Source organism: Fictibacillus phosphorivorans (assembly GCF_007673525.1).
Lineage (GTDB): Bacteria > Bacillota > Bacilli > Bacillales > Fictibacillaceae > Fictibacillus > Fictibacillus phosphorivorans_C.
Genome location: NZ_VDZU01000001.1, coordinates 1,589,369 through 1,611,182, shown reverse-complemented (window position 1 = coordinate 1,611,182; position 21,814 = coordinate 1,589,369). Strand labels below are relative to the sequence as shown.

The following is a 21,814-nucleotide window of genomic DNA, read 5'->3' as shown; positions in this document are numbered from 1 at the left end:
TATCGCTACACGGGACTTTTTTTATACTAATTTTAATAACATCGCAATTCCCTGCCCACCGCCAATACATAGGCTCGCTATTCCATACTTTTCTTGACGTTGTTTCATTTCATAACCCAACGTAAGCAACAGCCTTGCACCACTTGCACCCACAGGGTGACCTAGCGCAATCGCTCCTCCGTTTACATTCGTTTTTTCACGATCTAATTGTAGTTCTTTTTCTACAGCTAAGTATTGAGAACTGAACGCTTCGTTAATTTCAAACAACCCAATGTCGTCGATGGAAAGACCTGTTTTTTGCAGCAGTTTCTGAATCGCAGGTACAGGACCAATTCCCATCACCGATGGATCGACGCCTGTTACTGCCCAAGAAACAATCTCTACAAGCGGTTTTAACCTTTTCTCTTTAACCGATTTTTCGTGAGCAAGAATAAGTGACACGGCCCCATCGTTAATAGAAGAAGAATTTCCTGCTGTAACTGTTCCGTCTTTTTGAAAAGACGGCCTCAACTCTCCAAGCAAAGAAACAGATGTTTCTGGTTTGATTCCTTCATCCTCTGTAAAAAGAGCACCGTTTTTTAAAGGTACTGAAACGATCTCTTTTGTAAATCTTCCACTCTCTCTTGCTTCAGCAGCTTTTCTATGACTAAGACTTGCATACTCATCTTGTTCAGTTCTTGATATAGTGTATTGATCAGCTAAATTTTCAGCTGTAATACCCATACCACACCCGATGTATTCATCACTTAACGTCTGAAGAAGCATATCATCAAACGTGATCTGGCCAAACTTTTGATTATGAAACCGGTGGTGAAAAGAAACGTGTGGCGACTGTGACATATTTTCTATGCCTCCAGAAAGCGCAATTCCTTCTTCCTGATCACGTAGGTTCTGCGTGGCTGAAACGACCGCTTGCAGGCCAGAGCCACATAAGCGGTTTACGAGCATGGCAGGAACATCCGCTGACACTCCTGCTCTTAAAGCAGTATGTCTCGCTACATAAGCGGCATTCTTGCTCGAATGTATAACATTACCATAAACTACATCCGTTATATCTGCTGGGGAAATATTGGCTCGTTTTATCGCCTCTACGGCAGATATCTCACCTAATTCTGTCGGACTCACACCGGTCAATGATTTTCCATATGATCCGAACGGCGTTCTAGCCCCATCTATTATATAGATAGCCATTTGGCTGCACCTCTTTATTTAAAAGATTAAGAACTTTGTATTGATCATAAACTTTCTTCGTGCAGTGCATATAGCGGAGAATGGGTTTTGTTAATAGGCGTTTAGTTTAACATCCTCTGCAACGGTTAGTTTAGCCTCTGTTGAACTTACTACATCTTCTACGGAGTATCCTTCTGCTACTTCTCTTAAAAGGAGACCTTTATCAGATACATCCATGACAGCACGGTCTGTAATGATTCGTTCTACGACACCTTTTCCTGTTAGTGGAAGCTGGCATTGTTTTAAGATCTTACTTTCACCTGCTTTGTTTACATGTTCCATGATGACGATGATCTTCTTTGCTCCATGCACAAGATCCATCGCCCCACCCATTCCTTTGATCATCTTTCCTGGAATCATCCAGTTGGCTAGATCTCCGTTCTCTGAAACTTCCATTCCGCCTAATATCGCGATATCAATGTGACCGCCGCGGATCATCGCAAACGATTCAGAACTGTCAAAGTAAGAAGCACCTTTAATTGCCGTAACGGTTTCTTTCCCTGCATTGATCAGATCTGGATCAACTTCATTTTCAAGCGGATAAGGGCCGATACCTAAAAGGCCGTTCTCTGACTGTAGAACAACCTCTTTATTGTCGGAAATAAAATTGGCAACCATCGTCGGCATTCCAATTCCTAAATTTACGTAGAATCCTGATTCGATCTCTTTCTCAGCTCTTTTGGCAATTCTTTCTCTAATATTCATAATGGTTTCCCTCCTCTTATCCTTTTTTTACCGTTAGTCGTTCAATACGTTTCTCTTGAGTTCCGACGATCATCTTTTGAACATATACACCTGGTGTATGTATGTAATCGGGGTGCAGATCACCGATCTCAACAACCTCTTCTACTTCAGCAATCGTCACTTTTCCTGCTGCTGCGATCATTGGATTGAAGTTACGAGCTGTTTTGTTATAGATCAGGTTGCCTGCTTTATCTCCTTTTGCAGCGCGAATCAAACTGAAATCTGCAACGATCCCCTCTTCGAGCAGATATTCTTTATCGTTAAACGTACGAGTTTCTTTTCCTTCAGCAATCGGTGTTCCTACTCCAGCAGGTGTATAAAACGCAGGAATGCCTGCACCGCCTGCTCTAATTCTCTCAGCGAGTGTACCTTGTGGAATCAAATCTACTTCAATCTCACCTGATAACACTTGTCTTTCAAACTCTTTGTTCTCTCCTACGTAGGAACCAACCATCTTCTTGATCTGTTTGTTCTTCAATAGAAGACCAAGACCCCAGTCGTCTACTCCACAGTTGTTTGAGATGACGGTAAGATCTTTTGTTCCTTTTTCTACTAAAGCTAAAATTAAGTTTTCTGGAATTCCAACGAGCCCGAAACCTCCAACTAAAAGAGTAGATCCATCTTTTATCTCCGCTACAGCTTCAAGTGCTGAGTTTAATATTGGTTTCATTTTTCTCTCTCCTTTTCATACGATCTTTATCGTTTGACAGTCATTTATTCTGCTTCGTTCTCAAAAACTGACGCTACTCCTTGGCCACCACCGATACAAAGCGTCGCAAGACCTCGTTTTGCGTTTCTGCGTTTCATCTCATGAAGCAATGTCACAACGATTCTTGCACCGCTTGCTCCGATCGGATGTCCAAGTGCGATCGCTCCACCGTTTACGTTTAATTTTTCTTTATCAAACTCAAGATCCTTGCCAACCGCTAGAGATTGACTTGCAAATGCTTCATTTGCTTCAACTAAGTCAAAGTCCTTCATGCTTAACTTTGTCTTTCTTAAAACTTTTTTAACAGCTTCCACTGGTCCGATTCCCATCACTTCTGGTGCAACACCAGCGCTTGCATTCGCTTTTACAACGGCAATCGGTTTCAACCCTAGTTCTTCTGCTTTCTTTCTGCTCATCACAACAAGTGCTGCAGCACCATCATTGATGCCTGACGCGTTACCTGCTGTTACCATTCCATCTTTCTTGAATGCAGGGCGAAGCTTCCCTAACTTTTCAGCCGTTGAACTTGGTTTTGGGTATTCATCTATATCAACAATAATCGGATCACCTTTACGTTGAGGAATCTCTACCGGCGTGATCTCGTCATTAAATTTTCCTTGTTCTTGTGCTTGTGCACATTTTCTTTGACTTTCTGCTGCAAAATTATCTAGCTCTTCACGGGACAATGAATGTGTCTCGCATAAGTTTTCCGCGGTGATTCCCATGTGATAATCACCAAATGCACACCATAATCCGTCTTGAATCATGGAATCTACCATAGGAGCATTACCCATTCGGAGACCATCTCTCGCTCCGTTCAAAAGATAAGGAGCTTGGCTCATGTTTTCCATTCCACCGCAAACGATAATATCTGCTTCGTCTAGCCAGATCGCTTGGCACGCTAGATGAATTGCCTTGAGACCTGAACCGCATACTTTATTAATCGTCATACTGGATACCTCGTTCGGCAAACCAGCTTTCATAGCCGCTTGTCGGGCCGGGTTTTGTCCGAGTCCAGCTTGCAGAACATTTCCCATGATGACTTCATCTACTGAATCTTGCGGGACACCAGCTTTTTTCAATGCATCTTTAATCGCGATTGCTCCTAATTCTGTTGCCGCAACCGTTTTAAAGCTTCCCATAAAGCTTCCGATCGGTGTTCTGACAGCGCTTACAACTACAGCATCTCTCTCCCTTGAAACCATTCCTAGTCTCCTCCTTGTAGATCTCTATTAAATTTCTGAAAATTCCTTTTTATCATACCATAACAATTTAAATGTGTTGCAACAGACGATTTTTTTTAGTTAAAATAACCATAAGAAAACGTTTTCAAGAAAGGGGTTTACACTAGTGGACTTACCTGAAAGGGTTACGCTTATAGAAGTTGGACCGCGAGATGGTCTTCAAAATGAGAAGAATCTAATACCTGCAAAGAATAAGATAGAATTTATTTCTCTATTAAAAAATGCCGGATTTCAAGAGATGGAGCTCACCTCATTCGTGTCACCGAAATGGGTTCCTCAAATGCAAGATGCCTCTGTTATTATTGATAACTGCTTGGACGACCAACGAAATTTTGTCCTCGCTCCAAATCAAAAAGGAATTGACTTAGCTGTTGAATCTGGAGTGAAGCATATTGCTGTATTCGTAGGTGTCAGCGAAACGTTCAATAAGAAGAATATTAATAGATCAACAGAAGAGAGCATGAATGAACTACGACCTCTGATTCAAGATTTAAAACGCAGAGGATTCTTTGTGAGGGCTTGTATCTCTACTAGTTTTTATTGCCCATTCGAAGGAAAGATCGATGAACAGGATGTTTTAAAAATTTGTCTTGATTTTGAAGAGATGGGTGTGGATGAACTAAGTGTGGCAGATACGATCGGTATGGCCAATCCAGCAGAGTGTTTTGAACTGTTTACACTCTTAAAACATCATCTGCGTGGAACAACACTTTTAACCGCTCATTTTCATGATACAAGGGGAATGGCTCTTGCTAACATCTTTGCGAGTCTGCAAGCTGGAATCGATCGCTTTGATACATCGGCTGGAGGGCTTGGCGGTTGTCCGTTCGCACCTGGAGCTTCAGGCAATGTGGCTTCTGAAGATGTTGTACACATGCTATCTCAAATGGGAATATCAACAGGTATTCATCTTGACAAACTGCTTGAAGCAGCAGCTTACATTTCTCCTCTTCTTTCCAAACCTGTTTCAAGCAAGCAGTTTCAACTGTTAAAAAATGTTCCTCAGCCTTAACAAACAAAACACGGGCATTTTATAAGCCCGTGTTTTGTTTCGTTCTATCATAGTATTTCATTGAAGGATTCAGCATCTCACCAGGGCTTTTTAATGAAAAGTGGTTGCCTGCTGGTGCATCGATTGTCATCTTTTCAGCAAAGAATACAGCTGTATTGTATTCCATGAATAGATCTGGACCATTCGTCTCAATTTTGGTATCGTTCTCCTCTGTTTGCTCGACGAGAACAAGGGCAGCTACACCGCTCACAACGCAGCCACAGCCTTCTGTATCATGTTTGAGTTTCAGGTACCCTTCTTTTCCCTGTACCTTCTTTTCCAATCGAGTTAATGCTGCATCTGTAAATACAATTTCCATACTGTTTTATGACTCACCTTTCTTCTTTAGAATTTTAATCGCCCAGTTACACCATGATAACCAGCTTTCCATATATCGAATGCCATATTCACTTGTTAAAAATTCGCCAAGTTCGTTTTTTCCATATGTTCCTTTTGGAAAGTGCTCTTCTTGCCATTTTTTCGTCATCATCAGTCCCATCTGATGGTGTTCTTTACTCTTTTCTAAAAAAGCAATCGCTTTGTCTGTCGGGATAAAATGAAACATGGATACCCTTAATAACAAATCATCTTTCAGCTTTGGTGCATTTACAGGTTTATTCAGCATCCATTCGAGCAGCTGTTCAAAACCTTTGTCCGTGATCGCATATATCTTCTTATCAGGGTAATCGCTTTGCTGTACAGTCTTTGATTGTGTGAGTCCTTCTTCCTCCATCTTTAAGAGTTCTCTATAGATCTGCGTGTGATGGGCTGTCCAAAAATGAATAACTGTTTCTTTAAATTGCTGTGTTAGCTCGTAACCTGTTGCTTCATTTTTCGCCAATAAACCTAACAGCGCATACCTTAACGCCATTTGATACCCTTCTTTCTTTCTGTTCTGCTTTGCATTGTAACACATTTTTCACAAATATTTTATTCTTAATACTTGATATAAATCTCATACAGCTATTATATTATATATAAACATATGTGAAAATACACATATGAAAAATAAAAACATACGTAGGAGAGGAAACAATGAACTGGTTAACACGATTTAGCTTAAAAAATCCAGTAGCAATATTCATCTTTTCATTTTTACTCATTGTTGGTGGAGTCTTCTCATTCACGAACTTGAAAGTAGATTTGCTGCCAAACGTTGAGTTTCCACAGCTGACCGTTCAAACCGTTTATCCAGGAGCATCTCCTGAAGATGTGAACGAACAAGTAACGGACAAACTTGAAACACAATTGAAGCAAGTTGAGGATGTAAAAACCGTTAAGAGTTCTTCGAACGAAAGCGTATCTATCATTAGTATGGATTTTCCTTTCACCGCAAATATGGATGAGGTAGAAGATCAAGTCAAATCCATCATTTCAGAAACGGATCTTCCTGAAGATGTGGAACCAGAGGTAAGCCGTTTCTCATTTGGAACGATTCCTATCTACAATATTTCTCTATTCCCTGAAAAAGAAGGAGAAAACATCCAAGCATTCGTTAATGACGAATTAGTTCCAGAACTTAAAAAGATCCAAGGTGTGAACAACGTATCTGTAGGTGGTGTTAAAGAAACATTCGTCTCGATCACACTTGATAAAGAAAAAGCAAAAGAAGCTGGTATCACCTTAAATGCTGTTAAAGAAGCAATCAACAGCCGTGACCTCTCCTTCCCTGCTGGTACGGTAACCGATGACTCGATTACAGTCCCAGTTCGTGTTGAAGAAGTAGTCGATACAGTTGCCGAACTAAAGGAGATTACGATCTCTTCAAGTCAAGGCGCACCTGCACAGTCTCCGGGAGGAGCTGGTGGAGGAGCACCAGGTGAAGCAGGTCAACCCGGAGCTGGTGGAGCACCTGGCGGACAAAGCGCACCAGGTGGAGCACAAGCACCTCAAGCACCAGCAAACTTAAAGCTTGGTGATCTTGCTGAAGTTAAAGAAACAGATGATGTTAGTGAGATCACAAGATATAACCAAAAAGCTTCACTCTCTATGGCCGTAACAAAGAAACAAGATGCGAATACGGTCGAAGTGGCTGACAAAGTTTTAGAAGTGCTTAACAAAAATAAATACGATGATAAGTTAGACTATGCAATTGGTTTTGGCCAGGCAGAAGGCATTAAAGATTCAGTAAACACGCTAGTTAAAGAAGGATTATTTGGAGCATTGTTCGCATCTTTAGCCGTATTGATATTCCTTCGCAACTTCAGAGCAACCATCATCGCCATCATCTCAATTCCGCTTTCACTGCTCGTGTCAGCTATCTTCTTAGACCGTCTTGATATTACTTTAAATATCATGACACTGGGTGGAATGGCAGTAGCAGTCGGACGTGTTGTAGATGATAGTATCGTGGTTATCGAAAATATCTTTAGAAGAATCCGTAAAACAGATGGTGACTACGACCGTGATGAGCTGATCATTGATTCCACACGCGAAATTTTAAAAGCGATCGTGTCTTCTACGATTACAACCGTCGTTGTATTCTTACCACTCGGTCTTGTCGGCGGTATCACAGGTGAGTTCTTCTTGCCGTTCGCATTAACCGTTGTATTCGCGTTATTAGCATCATTGATCGTTGCTGTTACAATAGTGCCGATCCTAGCAAAGTATGCTTTTAAAACAGTAAAACCAGAAAAGAACGATGGTCCATTGCAGCGTGGGTATGAAAAACTGATCAAAGCATCACTGAACCATAAGATTCTAGTTCTTTTCACTTCATTCATTCTTTTAGGTGGATCTTTCTTCCTTGCAACTAAACTTGGAATGGTGTTCCTGCCGAATGAAGAGCAAAAAACATTAACGGTTAACGTTGAATTACCTGCAAGTACAAACGTAACAAAGACAAATGAAGTGTCTTTAGAAGTTGAAGAGTACCTCTCTAAGCGCGGTACGATTGAAGATGTAACAGCTGGTATCGGTTCTCGTGATTTCCAAACCGGTCTTAAGCGTCAAAATGTTGCCAACTATTTTGTTAACCTCAAAAAAGAAGCAAACATTGATACAGAATTAAAAGAGCTAGAAAAAGATATCAAAGAGATCACAGACGAAAAAGCAGAAGGAACCGTAATCAGCTTGCAGGAAGTTTCAAGCGGCGGGCCTCCAGCTAACAACGAAGTCAATATTGATCTATATTCAAACAACTTAGAAGATCTACAAAAAGCAGCAAGTGAAGTTGAAGAGTACATGAAGACGATTGATTCGATCAAGTATGTATCAAACAACTTTAAAGATACACAAAAACAATGGGCTGTTGACATTGATACCGAAAAAGCAGCTGAAAAAGGCGTATCAGGCTTCGCTATTCTAGGAGCAGTCTCAGATGTAACAAAACCTGTTGAAGTAGGAGAACTTACATTAGACGGCGATCAAAAGAACGTGAAAGTTGAATATGACGAAGCAGTTAAATCTCTTGATGAGATCAAGGATCTAACTGTATTTGGTTCATCAGGTCCGGTTAAGATCTCAGACGTTGCTGAGGTAACTGAGAAAGACACTGTAACCGGAATCCAAAAGCTTGATGGTAAGATATATGCGCAAGTCTCTGCACAAGTAAAAGGTGACAACGTTCAAAAAGTAACACAAGACGTTATTAAAGGCGTTGAAGATAATGTAGACCTTCCTTCTTCTGTATCCACAGAAGGTGGCGGAGGAAGCGAAGAAACGATGGATACGTTCAAAGATCTTGGCCTTGCGATGCTAGTTGCGATCGGTCTCGTTTATTTAACGATGTTGATCACATTTGGTAGAGCTCGTATTCCATTCATCATCCTTTCTTCCCTCATATTCGTTCCTGTTGGAGCAATTGGAGGATTATACTTGATCAACGAACCATTATCTGTAAGTGCGATGATCGGAATACTCATGCTGATCGGTATCGTTACAACGAATGCGATCGTATTAGTAGACCGCATCGGACAAAACCGTGAGATTAAAGGTATGCCAGTTCGCGAGGCGCTATTAGAAGCTGGTAAAACTCGCTTACGTCCGATATTAATGACAGCATTCGCAACAATTGCAGCATTAATTCCGCTTGCATTAACTACGTCGTCAGGAACGCTGATTTCTAAAGGATTAGCGATCGTTGTAATCGGTGGTCTAACAACTTCTACTCTATTAACGTTGATCATCGTACCTGTTCTGTATGAGTTATTCTTCAGAAGACAGGCGAAACGTGAAAAAGCAAAATTAAATTCATAAAAAAAAGAGTACAGCCCGGCTTTCACATGCCAGCTGTACTCTTTTTTGCTTTATGTAAGAACTGCCAAATAATACTTGGCATCCCACTGAGCTTCTACAAAAAGTTCGTACGCCCTATAACACTTGTATATGGCATACATCGCGAAAAGCGCAACGATCGCCATGAGTTCTTCCCTTTTCTTCGCAACCCTTTTATACAGGGTGTACCCTATAATTCCAATAAAGATCAGATACAATATATAGATAATTAAAGAGAATTTTGTACGCTCATCTCATTAACTGCTTCCCTGAATTGATCTAGCCCCCTCTGATTCTTTTTACCTTCTTGGATCTCACTTTGTTTTTTACCGTCTCCAATACTCCAAGTCAAGATTTCTCCATCTGCTATTATGCTATAGTGAAAGCCCCCTGCCTTTTTCTCAGCAACGGTCTGTGAGGAGGCAAACACATAAGTTTGTGACAGATTAAAAAGAAAAACAGTCATGACGAAAAGTTTAAATGAAATTCGCAATCAGACTCCCCCTATTTACTAGTCCATTTCCCTTTCTACCTCCTTGCCTCTACAGCCTTCTCCATTTCAGCTGAATATGTCGTTTTTATATGTACCCTTCTTTATTCAAAAGCACTACATATTTTCCATCATTTTGCACATCGGGACTAAAGACCTTGTTTCGGCCTCTCTACTTATGGGAAATATATCAGCAATCATCTCATACAGGAGGCTTCAGATTATGAAACAAATCTGCTCTCAAAAAGTGATCGTGACCGCTAAATATACAGTGAGTAAAGCCATTGAGATCATGCATTCTGCTAAGAGACTGAACAGCCAGCTATTTTTAAGTAAAGATGGTATTACCATTCAAGCCACAGGATTATCACAGCTCGTAGCGTTCTTTTTAACGTTAAAAGAAGGAGATTCTTTTCTTTATATCGTTGAAGGTGCTGATGCTGAGTCAGCTATGAGTCTGATCTTGCCTCCAGAGCAACCTTCTTAACTTCTACAACCCTACCTTTGCTTTCATCTTCTTCTTAAAAATCATGGGTAGACCGACAAGAACAAATAAAAGAGTTGTGCCGATCCATACAACTTTTTTGCTTCCTGACGTCATGGATGTACCTAAATACGTATAAGCGATTGTTCCCGGAATGATCCCTATTGCAGTAGCAATCGCATAGTCTTTAAACTTTACCTTTGTTAAGGAGGTTAAGTAACTGACGAGATCAAAGTTCAATACCGGTAGCAGTCTCAATAATAAGACGAAACGAATTCCTTCTCTTTCAATCTTGTTTCGTACTTTTTCGTAGTTTTCGTTTTTCCATTGTTTATTTTTCTTAAAACGGCCAAGGCGGTTGACAGCAAAATACGTTAGGAGTCCTCCTCCTAGTGACCCGAGATAGGTATACAGACAGCCCCAATAAAAACCAAACGACAAACCGCTTGTAATGGCAAATATGGAAGATGGAAATAACACAAACGGCCTCAATGTATATAGGACAACAAAGACAAAAGGTGCGATCCATCCCCACTGTACAATCCAATTTCTAAATTCTTCAGGACTAAATCCCTTATAATTTTTTTGCAGCCAGAGAAAAAAAATGATTAAGCCTGCAACCAATAACGTAAGATATAGCCACTTTTTTGTAAGTTTCATGTTTCCTCCATGTGAAAGTTTCATTTAGTTAGCATTTTTCCTTCTTATGCACATATCCATACATAGTGTGATTGGCAAAGGAGGTTATTGATTATGATTGTAAAAGCAACTCGTCCTATTTATGCAGAGCGTGCTGCTAAACTTGTTGAACTAACAGGCAGTTTTACAGAATCCATCTATCTACAAAAGGGAGATCGAACAGCTGACGGAAAGAGTTTTCTCGGAATAATCGCATTGTCTATCTATCCTGATGATTTCATTGAAATTATATGCGATCCGCCTAATACAGAATTAAAAGAAAAGATACTTTCGTCTGGACTTTTCGCAAGCTGTAAATCTTAATCGTATCGCTCTTATTATTATCTTATTACAGATCACTCTTTTTTGGCTAATTCTTCCTTACTTTTAAAAGCCAATACAGTTTGGCTATGTAAAATTTAACTCGTATGTTTTTTAGCCTAACAGCTTCCATACGCGTACATTTAATTTTTAAAGTAATAAATAAGGACTTCGCATAAACGATTCACATGCGAAGCCTTATTTTTTACTGTTTATGAAAAATCACTCGTGAATCCGACGTTTTTTATAATTCATTCAACATTGCATTTAGAGAATTCATTCTTGTTTGCAACGGGATTTTCGCTTCATTTAGCATTTTTTTGTAAATATCCAATATCATAGTACTGTACGTCGTTCCTGGAATGGCCCATTTTCCGTTGAGCTGTGCCCATGTCACAGCACTGCCTCTTTGAACATATTGGAATCTAGGATCAACGAGAGGATATTGGGAAGGAAGAGGTTGTGTAGACGTATAAGCAAACAAGTGCTGGATGTGTGCTAATACCCCTTCTTGAGGAGTCTTAAACACGGCTGATTCGTTCTTTCCTGTCGCACCGATTCCGGCATAATTATTCTGTGAAGCCTTAACATTTCCTTCAAAGCGGAAGTACCCTGTTTCTTGAATAGCCTGAGCGTATGCCACATCCCCTCTAATCCCATACACCTGTCCGATCTGAACGTAAAGAGCAGCTACAGGAGGTGCATTCGGATTGACCTTCCTAACAAATCGATCCATCTCTTCTGCTGTTAATAGCGTTGAACCTCCTATCGTCAGTCCCTTTGGAGTCTCGGGTGTTGGTTTTGGTGGATCCGGGTTAGGCTTTGGTGGCTCGGGACCTGGTTTTGGCGGTTCTTTGACTGGAGGCTGCTCATTTGTATTTTTTTCTACCACATAAGCATCCGCTACGCCTTCTGAACGTATCTTTTTAGCAAAATTCTCTGCGTATTCTCGATTCTGAAAAGCTCCAGCCTGAACTCTGTAATACGTTTTGTTTCCGTTTTTTATTTCGTCAATAAAAGCTGTTACGTTTTGTTTAGCTAGGAGTGAAACACGAGCAACCGCATTCTCTTTTTGCTCAAACGCACCTGCGATCACATTGAAGATTTGTGTTTGTGTAATCTGTACCTGTTTTTTTGGAAGAGAAAGACTTTGTGCGATTCCTTGTGCAATCGCTATAGACAATTCGTTTTGAAAATCCTCTCTTTTTAAAAGTGCCAAGTTTTTCTCGTTATCCATGAAAAGCACTTCTAATAAGACAGCTGACTTTTTCGTTTCACGAAGTATGTGAAAATCAGCTTGTTTTTGTCCTCTGTCGCGCGCACCGTACTTACTCATAAGAGCAGCGACTGATGCATGTAAAACGTTTTGTATCCTTTTCGTTTCAGCACCCGCTCGCTGATGCACATAGCTTTCAAAGCCTTCTCCCCCACCGATGTTCTGGTGGATAGACACAAACACCTCTGCATTCTTGCTGTTTGCTAAATTTGTTCTTTCTTCTAATGATACGGTTGTATCACCTGTTCGAGTCATAATGACCGTCACTTCATAGTTGTTTTGAAGATTAGCTTGTATCTTTTTGGCGATTGCCAGATTATATACTTTTTCAAATTGCTCTTTATTTACCGCTCCTGGATCATTACCTCCATGGCCCGGGTCAATGATTATGACTTTCAAATTGTCACCTTCTTATTTCTCCGATAGAAGCGCTTTTTGAAATGAAAATGGCGCTTACTTCTATTAAAAAGGATTTGGCGGTATACTAAAAGAGCCATATGACTATTTTTATAAAATTGGATATTTGACTAAGGTGGGTAACAGAATGGAAGCTGCTTTATTTGGAAGTGTTTTATCTGCATTAGCAACCGGTTTTGGTGCACTGCCTGTTCTTTTCTGGTCTCAGGTAACACATCGGTTTCGCGACATATTACTTGCTCTTACTGCAGGTATCATGGTCGCTGCTTCAACGTTCAGCTTGATTCCTCAAGCTCTTGAACTATCAAATCTAACTGTACTTACGATTGGTATCACACTCGGTACCCTAACACTCTTACTTTTAGAAAGGTTCGTTCCGCACGTTGATCTTGATCATTCTAAGATTTTTAAGGGCATCGATGCTAAAGCCTTTCTTGTCATTGCTGCGATCACCTTGCACAACCTGCCGGAAGGTCTTTCTGTTGGGGTCAGTTATGCTAGTGAAAATACAGGACTTGGCGGTTTGATCGCATTTGCAATCGGACTTCAAAACGCACCTGAAGGTCTGTTAGTAGCTCTTTTTCTCATTCATCAAAATATGAATCGTTTCAAGGCTTTCCTTATTGCAACATTAACAGGTGCTGTTGAGATCGTTACGGCTTTGCTTGGGTATGTGCTCACATCTTATGTAGAGAATCTTGTGCCTTATGGCCTTTCCTTTGCCGCCGGCGCCATGCTCTTTATCGTCTATAAAGAACTCATACCAGAAAGTCATGGTGACGGTCACGCTCGATCTGCTACTTTATCCTTTATTGCCGGGCTCTTGATCATGATTTACTTAACTCAAATCTTTGGATAAATAAACAGCAAAAACTATCTTCAACGTTAGTTTTTGCTGTTTTTTTTCATGCTATATTCTTACTCAGCTATGCATATTCCACGTCCATAATGTCAGTCACTTTTAAGATATGCATCTTTTTCTCTTCATTCAGCACCCTTAACTCTTTTTTATATTCGTCAATATAATGCACATGGCCTATAGTTACGAGCGCCCTGCCTTTTTCAAAATACGTAAACTTCAGCGCTTGGTTCTCTTCCATCGCAACACAGATTGTCTCATTGAATTCTTCGTACTTTTGTTCATCTAATTCTGGCTTTCTTCCATAGTCCAGACCGTCCTGGTGCTCTCTTAACATTTTTACATGCTCCGGCAGCATCATTGCCGTCCACTTAATCGTTCCTCTGTCACGAATCACCGTTCTTCCGCCCCCTTATGCCTTATGTCCGCCTAAAAGTCGGCTTCTGTATAATGCTGTCCCTCCTTTTGTATAAGAAACAGCCCGCAGAAGAGAGTTGGAGCCGTATTTTTGCCGAATATCATCCATAACATAGCCGATCTTTCTTTTCTTTGGATGATCTAAAGAAAACAAAGTAAGCTGTGTTTCAGTATCTTCGCAAACATTAGAAAGAGTAATCGAAATCTTACGCACCGTCTCTCCTCGATAAAAGGTTTGAAGAAGCTCTAGACACACTTCATACAGCTCCATCGTAATATTAGATGGCTGATCGATTGATTTAGAACGATGAAAGCCGCCACCACCTTCATCTTTGCTGTACCCTAGCCCAAAACTAATCGTCCTTCCTGCTTTTCTCGCCCTTCTCGCACGTCTTGCCACCTCTTCACACATCTCTAAAATGACATGTTTGATCTCCGTTATATCTGTATAATCCCTAAGTAAGATCTGGCTTTTTCCGTAACTGACCTGACCTTGCATAATGGGCGCACCAATTTCAGACAGATCGATGCCCCAAGCATGATGATAGAGCTGATTTCCCATGATTCCGAATTTTTTCTCTAAAAGTTCGAGAGGATAATGTGCGAGGTCACCGACTGTTACAATACCCATCCTGTTTAACGTCCGCTCTACTTTTGATCCGATTCCCCACATCTGGCTTAGCGGGGATAGAGGCCATAACTTCTTCTCTACATCTTCATAACCCCACTGCGCTACTCCTTTTTTCTTCGCGTCAAGATCGAGACAAAGTTTTGACATGAGCATGTTCGGACCGATTCCGATCGCACATGGCAATCCAAACTCTCGCCAGATGTCACGGCGAATTCTCTCAGCAAGTTCTTGTGCGCTTCCCCACAACCTTTCTGTTCCGTCAGCTTGAAGAAAGCTTTCATCCACGCTATATGTGTGGATCGACTCTGGTGGAACGTAGCGATGCAGCATCTTCGTAATCTCCATCGATCTTTCTAGGAAATAAGCCATCTGGGCGTTTACAACGATAATGTTTTTATTTTTTGGAATCTCAAACAGACGGTTGCCTGTTCGAATACCAAAATCAGCCTTTAGTCTTGGTGATGCTGCAAGCACAACGCTTCCCTGTCTTTCCGTATCCCCTACTACTGCCAAATGACATGTCAGCGGATTTAACCCTAAGCGAACAGCAGCACAGCTTGCATAAAAACTTTTCATGTCCATACATAGGATCGTACGCTTAGGCATTTCATCATAGTTCATTCGACACACCCCTTTCGTCATTTCACGAACATCTGTTCTTTATATGTATACCCATTTTAACCGAATGTATGTTCTTATAACAATGGTAATTTTTTCAGCAAATTTTGCAGATTGACGTTTTTGAGCCAAAAGTCTAGGATTTATAAGGAAAGACAGGTGAAGAAATGAACCCCTTATTGATAAGAAAAATGATTAAACGATCGTTGAAGGATTATTTATGGGAAGAAGAAAATTGTACATTAACAGAGGAAGAGTGGAGAAATCTCGAAGAAAAAGTATTGCGCCAGATGCAGGAGGAAGATCAAAATGAGGCTGTTTACAGCATCATTCAGGACGTTGTGTATGCCTATTTTACAAATAAATAAGCAGGTTCCGTCTTTTGAAGAGGGGAACCTGCTTATTTTTTTGATGTTGGTGTGAGAAGTTTGGACTGTGATTGATGGATTTTAAGCGGCAATCCACGAGTTTTAGGCTTCAATCCACAAGTTTTGGACTTCCATCCACGAGTTTTAGGCTTCAATCCACGAGTTTTGGACTTCAATCCACGAGTTTCATAACTAGCTCCAAAAGTCTTATAACTCTCCATTTTGTTTACATAATAATATTATAGAAACTTACTTCTGTCTGAACGATTTCCCACCTAGTGTTTCAATCAATTTTGGCATCACTTGATACATCGTGCTTCCTACGTTCATCCACCATGGCAGGTTGATCTCACGAACCGGACGCTCCATTGCTCTAACAATTTTTTCTGAGACATGTGAAGGCTGAAGCATCAGTTTTTGAACGTTTTTAACGTAATTGCCAGACTGATCAGCAAGTGTAAAGAAGTTGGTCGCGATTGGTCCAGGGTTGATGGTTGTCACGTCTATTCCTTTATGTGCGACTTCTAAACGCAGCCCGTTTGAGAATCCTAACACAGCATGTTTCGTTGCTGCGTATACGCTCGATTTTGGCGTTGAGATCTTACCGGCCTGAGAAGCAATATTCACAATATGACCGCTTCCTCTTTGAAGCATGTGAGGCAGAACAGCTCTCGTACACGCCATAAGCCCAAGAACGTTCGTTGAAAACATTCCTTCGATATTTTTCCATGGCGAATCTACAAACTCTTCAAAAATACCATAGCCCGCATTGTTCACTAAAATATGTATGTTCTCATGTTCACTAAGGATCGTTGAGAAAACCTCCTCAACGCTGTCTGTGTTTGAAACATCTAAAATATAATAAGGCGCTGTAACATTCGTAGCTTTTAAGATCGCTTCCTGTACAACTTTCAGCTGATCTTCTCTTCTTGCAGTAAGGATGGGCGTCGCTCCTTTTTTAGCAACATCCATGGCGAGGTGAGCCCCGAGCCCCCCAGATGCTCCTGTTATCAAGACCACTTTGTTTTTTAATGTACTCATCTTATAACTCCTGTTCTGCGATAATGTGATACCTTGTTCTCTTCCTCTACTCGTACTCGTCCTTCTGACTGAAGCAGATCGAGATGCCCTACAACTTCGGAAACTACCAAACCAAGTTGCTTTTCATATAGTTTTGGAAACAGGCGTCTGCACAGTTCATAAACAGTTAACGGCTCATCGCTCAACAGATGTTCAAGCGTTTTTGCACGCTCGGTGTGATCGTGAAGTCGTTTTGTGATCAACTGTGCTGCATTAGTAAAAGGCTCGCCATGTCCAGGGTATACTGTTTGTAAGTTCAGCGTGTATAGGTATTGCAATGTCTCTCGGTATTGAAGCAATGTTCTGGGCCGATCTGTTTCGTTTACAGCAGGCGGTTCTAATAGGGCATTTGACGAAATATGAGGCAGCAGCACATCCCCACCGATTAAGATGCCATCTTCTTCATGATAAAGAGAAAGGTGATCTGGGGCATGTCCGGGCGTCTTTAAAAAGATAAATCCCTCGTGACCAGGTACTTCATCACCAGGTAAAGGCAAGGTGTCTGGAACAAACGAGCTTGAGAACGTACGATATTTCCGCAGCTTTAACAGTTCTAATCTACCGAGAGCATCTGGCACTCCGAAAGAATGATAGAGATTCGTATAAAACATTTCTCCCTGTTCAATAAAATGAAAATCGCCACTCACGTAAGGAACCGCTTCTTTAAGCATGAGGGTCTGAACACCATTCTCTTGGATCTCTTTTGATAGTCCCGCATGATCAGGATGGTAGTGCGTGCAGATATAATGGTCTAAATCCTTGAAAGTGAGTCCGTGATCCTTGAGAATAGAGATAAGCAGTTGTCTGCTTTCTTCGGTTTTTGCTCCGGAATCAACGAGCGTAACCGCATCACTTTTTAGGAGGACACAGTTTACAGGACCTACATCAAACGGTGTAGGAAGAGTAATCGGAATAATAGCTGTTTTTTGATTCATCTTTTCCTCCAAATAAAATAACTAGTTGACATACATATAGAAATCATAGCATAATGTTTTTTAAAATATAAAAGAAATGCCAATTATGGCCAATAAATAAATGCGTTGAAAGGGATTAGTACGTAATCTCCTCCGTTTAGAGAGTGGAATCCATAGGCTGCAAGATTTCACCGTAAAGGAATTACTGAACCTGCCCTGGAGCAGACTGGAGAAATCTGGCGCAGTTCTGCGATAAAGACATCTTGAGCGGGCAAGCAATCATGCCAACAAAGGTGGTACCACGGATCACTCCCATCCGTCCTTTATATTTAGGACTGGGAGTTTTTTTATACTCAAAATTTTGGGAGGGATCACCCGTGGGAACAGAAAAGATAACGTTTATTGGTGCCGGATCGATGGCTGAGGCCATTATGGAAGGATTGATCAAAAAAGAGAAATGGCAAGCTGATCTGATTACGATAAAAAATCGAAGTAATACACAACGAGTGAATGATCTTCGAGTAAAGTATGGTGTAGTACCGGCTTCAACGATAGAAGAAGCGATCGTTGGTGCCGATATTATTATTCTTGCGGTAAAACCAAAGGATGCGCACAATGCGGTTAACACCATCAAGCCATTTGTTAAGAGTCATCAGCTGATCATTTCTGTTATGGCTGGCATATCCACTGAAACGCTAACAAACTGGCTTGATCTTAATAACCCTATAATGAGAGCGATGCCAAACACCTCCGCATCGATCGGACATTCTGCGACTGCACTCTCCTCAGGAATGTATGCCTTGCAATCGCATATTGAAAAATCTCTCGAGCTGTTTGAGACGATCGGAACGGTTACTCTTGTCCCTGAAGAAAAACTTCATATCGTTACAGGCCTCTCTGGAAGCGGTCCTGCCTATGTTTACTATATCGCTGAAGCCATGCAAAAAGCTGCTGAAGAATTAAATCTTTCTGAAGAAGAAGCAAAGACTTTAATCTCTCAAACGCTTTTAGGTGCCTCTCTTATGCTCAAACAAACAACAGAATCCCCTATTGAGCTTAGAAGAAAAGTAACCAGTCCTGGCGGTACGACAGAGGCAGGAATCGGTAAACTTGATCAATTTGGAGTTCAAGATGCATTTTTGGCTTGTATCAAAAGAGCGGTGAAACGGTCAGAAGAGTTAGGAAGAATGAACTGATGTGTTAACGGACTGTCTCTTGAAATGAAATATTCTTAAATACACCACTTGGAGTTAGTGTTATCGTTATAATAACTCCCTTTTCTGAAGCACCTTTCTTGATCCACAGTTTAAATCTTTCGACAATATCTTCATTTTGGGCTGTCGTTCGTCCAACATACAAATAATCAACGATATCATAATCGGGGTAGCGTTTCCCTGTTTCAAAAACAGCGAGCCTTCCCCATTTTGCATAAGTAGGTTCTTGAACCCTTGGACTTTCTGCAGAGACTGTAAGGGAAAGTGAGCTACAAATCAAAAAACTGGCCATAATCAAGCAGATTAACTTGCTGGAAATCTTCATACTATCAACTCCTTTTCGTTATTTTGCACCAATTCTCTCGTTTTCTCTGCAGAAATTGGCGATTAGAAAAAATTGACAAGCCCTTTACTTACTCTTTATCATTTAAGTAGAAGCTAGAGCTAGATTTAGGGAGGGATTTGTGTGACCGAAGTAGAAATTTCCCAAAGATACCTTGAATTGCGCGTTCAGTTTGAAAAGTTTACGAAACGATCTCTTACTGACAAAGAGCTTGTTTTTATCCACTGGCTGACAGAAAAAGGAGCCACTGTTGAAGAACACAACAGAGAAGAAAAAAAGAAGCGTTCTAGACGCAGAAAATAACTCACCCTTCCTCTACAAACAGGAAGGGTTTCTTTCATTCTGGCTGTGTTTTAGTATGTTGGTCTAAATTAGAAATGCTTTTAGATTTTTGTCTCCTTTGAATGTTGATTGGAGTGGAAGGTGCGAGACTCCTGCGGGACGAGCGGTCAGGTGAGACACTTAGAGCCGCAAAGCGGCAAGTGGCTCACCGGTCGCCCCGCGGAAAGGGAGCACCTGAAACGGAAATCAACCACTTTCATAAGTTTACTATGAAGCCTTTCATTTCATCTCCGTTTTCATTTAGCTTATACTGTCAATAATCTTTTTCTATGAAGGGAGCTTACATTCTTGACCTATATATTTGCTCATAGAGGATCGAGTAAGGATTGTCCTGAAAATACGATGGCTGCATTCAAAAAAGCATTTAATGATGGTGCTGATGGGATCGAACTTGATGTACAGCTTTCTAAAGATGGTGTACCTGTCATCATCCATGATGAGAAGGTAGATCGGACTACTAACAGAAAAGGCTATGTTGTTGATTACACTTATGAAGAACTAGCCCAATTAGATGCGGGAAGCTGGTTTTCAAAGGGATTTAGCAAAGAAGCCATCCCTTCTCTTCAGCTATTCTTAGAATGGATAGCCCCGCTGCCTATGTTGCTTAATATCGAATTAAAAAACAATATCATCGAATATAACGGTCTTGAAGAAAAGGTACTTCAATTGTTGCATCACTATGGAATAATGGATCGAACAGTGATCTCCTCATTCAATCATTACAGTTTAGTCAAGATTAGAAAAATAAACGGTTACGTGCAGACCGCCCCCCTATACTCTTCTGGATTATTTGAACCGTGGGAGTATGTAAAAGCTGTTTGTTCACAAAGTGCACACCCAAACTATAAATCTCTGCACCCTTACATCATGAAAGGTTTTAAAACAAATAATATTCCTGTTCGTCCATATACGGTTAACAGTCAGAAGTGGATGAAGTATTTTTTTGAGTGGGGCTCCGAAGCGATCATAACCGACTATCCGATTCTAGCAAGAGATGTGTTGAACAGTCTTTCACATTCAAAGAGCAGATTTCTTCAAAAATAGTGATTAAACGTACTACAATGAGAAAGAAAAGTAATGATGCTAAAAAAAGCTTGTCTTAATGAAAAAGGAGTTGTTTTATATTCAACCGTTATTGTTTCAACCATTGACCATCCGTGACGTAACGTTAAAGAATCGGATTGTTATGTCACCTATGTGTATGTATTCTTGTTATGAGCAAGATGGGATTGTGACCCCTTGGCATATGACTCATTACACGTCTAGAGCAATGGGTCAGACCGGGCTGATCATGACCGAAGCAGCAGCAGTAAGCCCTCAAGGAAGAATAAGTGCTGAAGACTTAGGAATCTGGGATGACAGCCATGTAGAAGGTCTGTCAAAGCTCGTTTCATCCATACAAGAAAACGGCTCAAAAGCAGCGATTCAAATCGCCCATGCAGGACGCAAGGCTATGATAGACGGACCGATCATCGCCCCATCTGCTATCGCTTTTTCTGAAAAGATGAAGACACCAGAAGAAATGTCACTTCAGCAGATCGAAGAGACAGTGAAGCAATTTCGAAGTGCAGCAAAGAGAGCAAAGACTGCAGGATTTGATGTGATTGAGATTCATGGAGCGCATGGATATTTGATCAATGAATTCCTCTCCCCTCTGTCTAACAGAAGAACTGATTCTTATGGAGGCAGCCAAGAAAATCGCTACCGATTCTTACAAGAAATCATTGCTGCTGTCAGATTAGAATGGCAAGGTCCGCTGTTTGTTCGTATTTCAGCAAATGATTATCACCCAGAAGGAAATACACCAGAAGATTTTGTAACCTATTCAAAGTGGATGAAAGAAGACGGGGTCGATCTTATCGACTGTAGTTCAGGAGCTGTTGTACCAGCAAAGATTCCGACGTTTCCTGGGTATCAAGTTTCTTTTGCTGACAAGATTAAAAACGAAGCTGAGATTGCAACTGCAGCTGTTGGCTTGATCACAACAGGCAGACAGGCGGAAGAGATCTTACAAAACAAGAGAGCTGATCTTATTTTTATCGGTCGAGAGTTTTTGAAAGATCCGTATTGGCCGCGATCAGCCGCACAAGATCTTGGAACAGAGATCGAAAGTCCAAAACAATATGAACGTGGTTGGTAATAATGAAACAAAGCTGGCTCTTTAAAGAG

Annotated in this window: 24 protein-coding genes and 1 other annotated feature; of the genes, 10 read left to right on the top strand and 14 right to left on the bottom strand. The window is 40.9% G+C overall.

Translation table 11 applies throughout. The features are described 5' to 3' along the window. Nucleotides 1-21: 21 nt before the first annotated feature. The 4 genes from FS458_RS07820 to FS458_RS07805 all read right to left on the bottom strand — a co-directional run bounded on the left by FS458_RS07820 (nucleotide 22) and on the right by FS458_RS07805 (nucleotide 3,888). Complete coding sequence (locus FS458_RS07820; protein ID WP_144699246.1) at nucleotides 22-1,191, bottom strand: thiolase family protein; 1,170 nt, start codon at nucleotides 1,189-1,191, stop codon at nucleotides 22-24. Between the two features lie 90 nt (nucleotides 1,192-1,281). Beyond that, complete coding sequence (locus FS458_RS07815; RefSeq protein WP_144699244.1) at nucleotides 1,282-1,935, bottom strand: CoA transferase subunit B; 654 nt, start codon at nucleotides 1,933-1,935, stop codon at nucleotides 1,282-1,284. A gap of 16 nt (nucleotides 1,936-1,951) precedes the next feature. Beyond that, complete coding sequence (locus tag FS458_RS07810; protein ID WP_144699242.1) at nucleotides 1,952-2,644, bottom strand: CoA transferase subunit A; 693 nt, start codon at nucleotides 2,642-2,644, stop codon at nucleotides 1,952-1,954. A gap of 44 nt (nucleotides 2,645-2,688) precedes the next feature. Continuing rightward, on the bottom strand, nucleotides 2,689-3,888 hold the full coding sequence (locus tag FS458_RS07805; protein ID WP_144699240.1) for an acetyl-CoA C-acetyltransferase: 1,200 nt from the start codon (nucleotides 3,886-3,888) through the stop codon (nucleotides 2,689-2,691). Nucleotides 3,889-4,033: 145 nt separating this feature from the next. Here FS458_RS07805 and FS458_RS07800 point away from each other — a divergent pair, with 145 nt between their 5' ends. Beyond that, a complete protein-coding gene (locus tag FS458_RS07800; RefSeq protein WP_144699238.1) occupies nucleotides 4,034-4,939 on the top strand; it encodes a hydroxymethylglutaryl-CoA lyase in 906 nt (301 codons plus the stop codon). A 19-nt stretch (nucleotides 4,940-4,958) separates the two neighbouring features. Here FS458_RS07800 and FS458_RS07795 read toward each other — a convergent pair whose 3' ends face one another. Both FS458_RS07795 and FS458_RS07790 read right to left on the bottom strand, forming a co-directional pair. Then, nucleotides 4,959-5,297 carry an iron-sulfur cluster biosynthesis family protein gene (locus tag FS458_RS07795; protein WP_144699236.1) on the bottom strand — a complete coding sequence of 113 codons (339 nt, stop codon included), beginning with the start codon at nucleotides 5,295-5,297 and terminating at the stop codon, nucleotides 4,959-4,961. A 6-nt stretch (nucleotides 5,298-5,303) separates the two neighbouring features. Continuing rightward, nucleotides 5,304-5,849, bottom strand: coding sequence for a PadR family transcriptional regulator (locus FS458_RS07790; RefSeq protein WP_144699234.1), 546 nt, complete (start codon nucleotides 5,847-5,849; stop codon nucleotides 5,304-5,306). Nucleotides 5,850-6,013: 164 nt separating this feature from the next. Here FS458_RS07790 and FS458_RS07785 point away from each other — a divergent pair, with 164 nt between their 5' ends. Continuing rightward, the gene (locus FS458_RS07785) at nucleotides 6,014-9,175 is read left to right on the top strand and encodes an efflux RND transporter permease subunit (RefSeq protein ID WP_144699232.1); all 3,162 of its coding nucleotides are present in this window, start codon (nucleotides 6,014-6,016) and stop codon (nucleotides 9,173-9,175) included. A gap of 247 nt (nucleotides 9,176-9,422) precedes the next feature. Here FS458_RS07785 and FS458_RS07780 read toward each other — a convergent pair whose 3' ends face one another. Continuing rightward, complete coding sequence (locus tag FS458_RS07780; protein ID WP_144699230.1) at nucleotides 9,423-9,686, bottom strand: hypothetical protein; 264 nt, start codon at nucleotides 9,684-9,686, stop codon at nucleotides 9,423-9,425. A 220-nt stretch (nucleotides 9,687-9,906) separates the two neighbouring features. Here FS458_RS07780 and FS458_RS07775 point away from each other — a divergent pair, with 220 nt between their 5' ends. Then, nucleotides 9,907-10,170, top strand: a complete 264-nt coding sequence (locus tag FS458_RS07775; RefSeq protein WP_066395914.1) for an HPr family phosphocarrier protein — start codon at nucleotides 9,907-9,909, stop codon at nucleotides 10,168-10,170. A gap of 3 nt (nucleotides 10,171-10,173) precedes the next feature. Here the strand turns inward: FS458_RS07775 and FS458_RS07770 are convergent, their stop codons facing one another. Further along, the gene (locus FS458_RS07770) at nucleotides 10,174-10,827 is read right to left on the bottom strand and encodes a TVP38/TMEM64 family protein (protein ID WP_186320485.1); all 654 of its coding nucleotides are present in this window, start codon (nucleotides 10,825-10,827) and stop codon (nucleotides 10,174-10,176) included. 93 nt (nucleotides 10,828-10,920) lie between these two features. Here FS458_RS07770 and FS458_RS07765 point away from each other — a divergent pair, with 93 nt between their 5' ends. After that, nucleotides 10,921-11,169, top strand: coding sequence for an HPr family phosphocarrier protein (locus FS458_RS07765; RefSeq protein ID WP_066395916.1), 249 nt, complete (start codon nucleotides 10,921-10,923; stop codon nucleotides 11,167-11,169). Between the two features lie 241 nt (nucleotides 11,170-11,410). Here FS458_RS07765 and FS458_RS07760 read toward each other — a convergent pair whose 3' ends face one another. Continuing rightward, on the bottom strand, nucleotides 11,411-12,841 hold the full coding sequence (locus FS458_RS07760; RefSeq protein WP_144699226.1) for an N-acetylmuramoyl-L-alanine amidase: 1,431 nt from the start codon (nucleotides 12,839-12,841) through the stop codon (nucleotides 11,411-11,413). Nucleotides 12,842-12,986: 145 nt separating this feature from the next. Here FS458_RS07760 and FS458_RS07755 point away from each other — a divergent pair, with 145 nt between their 5' ends. After that, nucleotides 12,987-13,718, top strand: coding sequence for a ZIP family metal transporter (locus FS458_RS07755; RefSeq protein ID WP_137788969.1), 732 nt, complete (start codon nucleotides 12,987-12,989; stop codon nucleotides 13,716-13,718). 67 nt (nucleotides 13,719-13,785) lie between these two features. On the opposite strand, the gene FS458_RS07750 is transcribed toward FS458_RS07755, so the two are convergent. Then, on the bottom strand, nucleotides 13,786-14,115 hold the full coding sequence (locus FS458_RS07750) for a YolD-like family protein (RefSeq protein WP_144699224.1): 330 nt from the start codon (nucleotides 14,113-14,115) through the stop codon (nucleotides 13,786-13,788). Between the two features lie 15 nt (nucleotides 14,116-14,130). Beyond that, the gene (locus FS458_RS07745; protein ID WP_144699222.1) at nucleotides 14,131-15,387 is read right to left on the bottom strand and encodes a DNA polymerase thumb domain-containing protein; all 1,257 of its coding nucleotides are present in this window, start codon (nucleotides 15,385-15,387) and stop codon (nucleotides 14,131-14,133) included. Between the two features lie 164 nt (nucleotides 15,388-15,551). Between FS458_RS07745 and FS458_RS07740 the strand changes: the two genes are divergently transcribed. After that, entirely contained in the window at nucleotides 15,552-15,752 is a 201-nt protein-coding gene (locus FS458_RS07740; protein WP_144699220.1) for a YqzH family protein, read from the top strand. A gap of 249 nt (nucleotides 15,753-16,001) precedes the next feature. On the opposite strand, the gene FS458_RS07735 is transcribed toward FS458_RS07740, so the two are convergent. After that, complete coding sequence (locus FS458_RS07735; RefSeq protein WP_144699218.1) at nucleotides 16,002-16,793, bottom strand: SDR family NAD(P)-dependent oxidoreductase; 792 nt, start codon at nucleotides 16,791-16,793, stop codon at nucleotides 16,002-16,004. Continuing rightward, complete coding sequence (locus FS458_RS07730) at nucleotides 16,790-17,767, bottom strand: MBL fold metallo-hydrolase (RefSeq protein WP_144699216.1); 978 nt, start codon at nucleotides 17,765-17,767, stop codon at nucleotides 16,790-16,792. The genes FS458_RS07735 and FS458_RS07730 overlap by 4 nt, the downstream gene beginning before the upstream one ends. A gap of 96 nt (nucleotides 17,768-17,863) precedes the next feature. Next, nucleotides 17,864-18,073, top strand: a binding site (T-box leader). A 50-nt stretch (nucleotides 18,074-18,123) separates the two neighbouring features. Between FS458_RS07730 and proC the strand changes: the two genes are divergently transcribed. Then, on the top strand, nucleotides 18,124-18,942 hold the full coding sequence (gene proC, locus FS458_RS07725) for a pyrroline-5-carboxylate reductase (RefSeq protein ID WP_186320484.1): 819 nt from the start codon (nucleotides 18,124-18,126) through the stop codon (nucleotides 18,940-18,942). Nucleotides 18,943-18,946: 4 nt separating this feature from the next. On the opposite strand, the gene FS458_RS07720 is transcribed toward proC, so the two are convergent. After that, the gene (locus FS458_RS07720) at nucleotides 18,947-19,285 is read right to left on the bottom strand and encodes a DUF3889 domain-containing protein (protein WP_144699212.1); all 339 of its coding nucleotides are present in this window, start codon (nucleotides 19,283-19,285) and stop codon (nucleotides 18,947-18,949) included. A 141-nt stretch (nucleotides 19,286-19,426) separates the two neighbouring features. Between FS458_RS07720 and FS458_RS07715 the strand changes: the two genes are divergently transcribed. The 3 genes from FS458_RS07715 to namA all read left to right on the top strand — a co-directional run bounded on the left by FS458_RS07715 (nucleotide 19,427) and on the right by namA (nucleotide 21,785). Continuing rightward, a complete protein-coding gene (locus tag FS458_RS07715; protein ID WP_144699210.1) occupies nucleotides 19,427-19,606 on the top strand; it encodes a hypothetical protein in 180 nt (59 codons plus the stop codon). Nucleotides 19,607-19,933: 327 nt separating this feature from the next. After that, a complete protein-coding gene (locus FS458_RS07710; RefSeq protein WP_144699208.1) occupies nucleotides 19,934-20,689 on the top strand; it encodes a glycerophosphodiester phosphodiesterase in 756 nt (251 codons plus the stop codon). 58 nt (nucleotides 20,690-20,747) lie between these two features. Further along, nucleotides 20,748-21,785, top strand: coding sequence for an NADPH dehydrogenase NamA (gene namA / locus FS458_RS07705; protein ID WP_391503392.1), 1,038 nt, complete (start codon nucleotides 20,748-20,750; stop codon nucleotides 21,783-21,785). Nucleotides 21,786-21,814: the final 29 nt, after the last annotated feature.

Coding starts and splice junctions, on each gene's coding strand:
- FS458_RS07820 (WP_144699246.1), bottom strand. CDS start 1,191: ATGGCTATCTATATAATAGATGGGGCTAGAACGCCGTTCGGATCATAT.
- FS458_RS07795 (WP_144699236.1), bottom strand. CDS start 5,297: ATGGAAATTGTATTTACAGATGCAGCATTAACTCGATTGGAAAAGAAG.
- FS458_RS07755 (WP_137788969.1), top strand. CDS start 12,987: ATGGAAGCTGCTTTATTTGGAAGTGTTTTATCTGCATTAGCAACCGGT.
- FS458_RS07775 (WP_066395914.1), top strand. CDS start 9,907: ATGAAACAAATCTGCTCTCAAAAAGTGATCGTGACCGCTAAATATACA.
- FS458_RS07785 (WP_144699232.1), top strand. CDS start 6,014: ATGAACTGGTTAACACGATTTAGCTTAAAAAATCCAGTAGCAATATTC.
- FS458_RS07805 (WP_144699240.1), bottom strand. CDS start 3,888: ATGGTTTCAAGGGAGAGAGATGCTGTAGTTGTAAGCGCTGTCAGAACA.
- FS458_RS07815 (WP_144699244.1), bottom strand. CDS start 1,935: ATGAATATTAGAGAAAGAATTGCCAAAAGAGCTGAGAAAGAGATCGAA.
- FS458_RS07730 (WP_144699216.1), bottom strand. CDS start 17,767: ATGAATCAAAAAACAGCTATTATTCCGATTACTCTTCCTACACCGTTT.
- namA (WP_391503392.1), top strand. CDS start 20,748: ATGAAAAAGGAGTTGTTTTATATTCAACCGTTATTGTTTCAACCATTG.
- FS458_RS07810 (WP_144699242.1), bottom strand. CDS start 2,644: ATGAAACCAATATTAAACTCAGCACTTGAAGCTGTAGCGGAGATAAAA.
- FS458_RS07735 (WP_144699218.1), bottom strand. CDS start 16,793: ATGAGTACATTAAAAAACAAAGTGGTCTTGATAACAGGAGCATCTGGG.
- FS458_RS07790 (WP_144699234.1), bottom strand. CDS start 5,849: ATGGCGTTAAGGTATGCGCTGTTAGGTTTATTGGCGAAAAATGAAGCA.
- FS458_RS07745 (WP_144699222.1), bottom strand. CDS start 15,387: ATGAACTATGATGAAATGCCTAAGCGTACGATCCTATGTATGGACATG.
- FS458_RS07720 (WP_144699212.1), bottom strand. CDS start 19,285: ATGAAGATTTCCAGCAAGTTAATCTGCTTGATTATGGCCAGTTTTTTG.
- FS458_RS07740 (WP_144699220.1), top strand. CDS start 15,552: ATGAACCCCTTATTGATAAGAAAAATGATTAAACGATCGTTGAAGGAT.
- FS458_RS07770 (WP_186320485.1), bottom strand. CDS start 10,827: ATGAAACTTACAAAAAAGTGGCTATATCTTACGTTATTGGTTGCAGGC.
- FS458_RS07765 (WP_066395916.1), top strand. CDS start 10,921: ATGATTGTAAAAGCAACTCGTCCTATTTATGCAGAGCGTGCTGCTAAA.